Origin of the sequence: Streptomyces sp. WELS2 (assembly GCF_013870595.1) — a bacterium.
Classification (GTDB): Bacteria; Actinomycetota; Actinomycetes; order Streptomycetales; family Streptomycetaceae; genus Streptomyces.
In genome coordinates this window covers 1-1232 of sequence record NZ_JACBWZ010001284.1, presented here as the reverse complement: position 1 = coordinate 1232, position 1232 = coordinate 1, and the positions used below count along the sequence as shown (strand labels likewise).

Sequence of the window (1232 nt, the reverse complement as noted above, 5' to 3'; positions counted from 1 at the left end):
CCGCCGCGGCGGCGGTTCCCAGGAGTCTCCTGCGCAGCGGCTTTGCCGTGATGGCACGTGCCTTCATCGAATTCCTTACCTTGTGTTGCCTCCGGAGAACGAGCGCGCGCATGCGTCCGGCCGTTTGGAATGTGCCGTGACATGCGGACGGTCGGTCGGTCCGGATTTCATTGACGGAACGCGCCGGAAGAACTCCGGCGCGAGATTCTTCAGCTGGAGAGAATGGAAGCCAGCAGCAGCATGACGAGCACCGCGATGTAGACGGGTGCCTGGTAGCGTGCCGGATATTTGACGTCCTTCAGGCTCGCGCCCCGGCGCTGCTCCTCCGCGTATCCGCGCAGCAGCTTCCGTGACGGGAAGAAGCCGATGGCGAGCCCCAGCCAGCCGAAGGAGTACAGGACCAGCATGTGCGAGGCCGTCCAGTGCTGATACTGCACGGCGCCCACGGCGATCATGCCCAGGCAGCATCCCGCGGAAACGGCCAGATAAACCAGTACGGCTTTTCCGCTTCCGAACACCCACCGCACACCGAGTCCCAGGACCGCGGTGGCGAAAGCGGCGAAAAGGATCAGCCAGGGCAGGGGCAGCCGTGCGAGCATGGCAGGCGATCCTTTCCGCGGTGAGCAAGGGCCGGCGGCGTCGGAGCCGCCGACCCTTTGCTGCGGGATTTTACCGTCGCAGGACCGTCAGAAAAGGTCCAGAACACCGGTGATCGGCGAGATCAGGTCGTGTCCGAACTGCGTGACCTTCGTGACCACCTTGCCCCCGCCCATGACACCGATCCACTTCGACTGACCGAAGGTGAGCAGGCCCAGGGCGGCGCTCGCCAGCGACTTCTTGAACTCGTCGCTGGTGAACCCGTAACCGATGCCGGTGAACAGGGCGCTGAGTCCGCCGAGCGCGACCGACGCGGTGCCGAAGCCGGCGGCGAAGGGCTCGAGCGGCGGGAAGGCGAGACCGGCGATACCGAGACCGGCGCTGATGAAACCGGTGGCGATGCTCGCGTCGTTGGTGACGTTCGCCAGCCAGCGGGCGCCCTCCTTCCACCACGGAAGGCCGCCCTTGACGGAGTCGTTGTCGGCCGTCTCGGCCGGGTTCTGCCCGCTGGCCTTGGCCTGGCGTGCCTCCTCGGCAGCCTTCCGGGCCTTCTCCGCGATCTCGGCCTTCCGCTTCTGCAGGTAGATCCGGTTGGCGTCGCTCGCCGCCGCCGCCGCGGTCTGCGCGTCCTGCTT

General features: G+C 66.7%; 1 protein-coding gene and 1 pseudogene. Both read right to left on the bottom strand.

What is annotated here, in order from left to right:
• Positions 1 to 209: 209 nt before the first annotated feature.
• Positions 210 to 599, bottom strand: coding sequence for a hypothetical protein (locus H5J33_RS35765; RefSeq protein ID WP_181798791.1), 390 nt, complete (start codon positions 597 to 599; stop codon positions 210 to 212).
• Positions 600 to 686: 87 nt separating this feature from the next.
• Positions 687 to 1232, bottom strand: a pseudogene (locus H5J33_RS35760) (hypothetical protein); the annotation flags it as partial.

Bases quoted from the DNA above. Each gene is read 5' to 3' on its own strand.
- H5J33_RS35765 (WP_181798791.1), bottom strand. From the start codon at position 599: ATGCTCGCACGGCTGCCCCTGCCCTGGCTGATCCTTTTCGCCGCTTTC.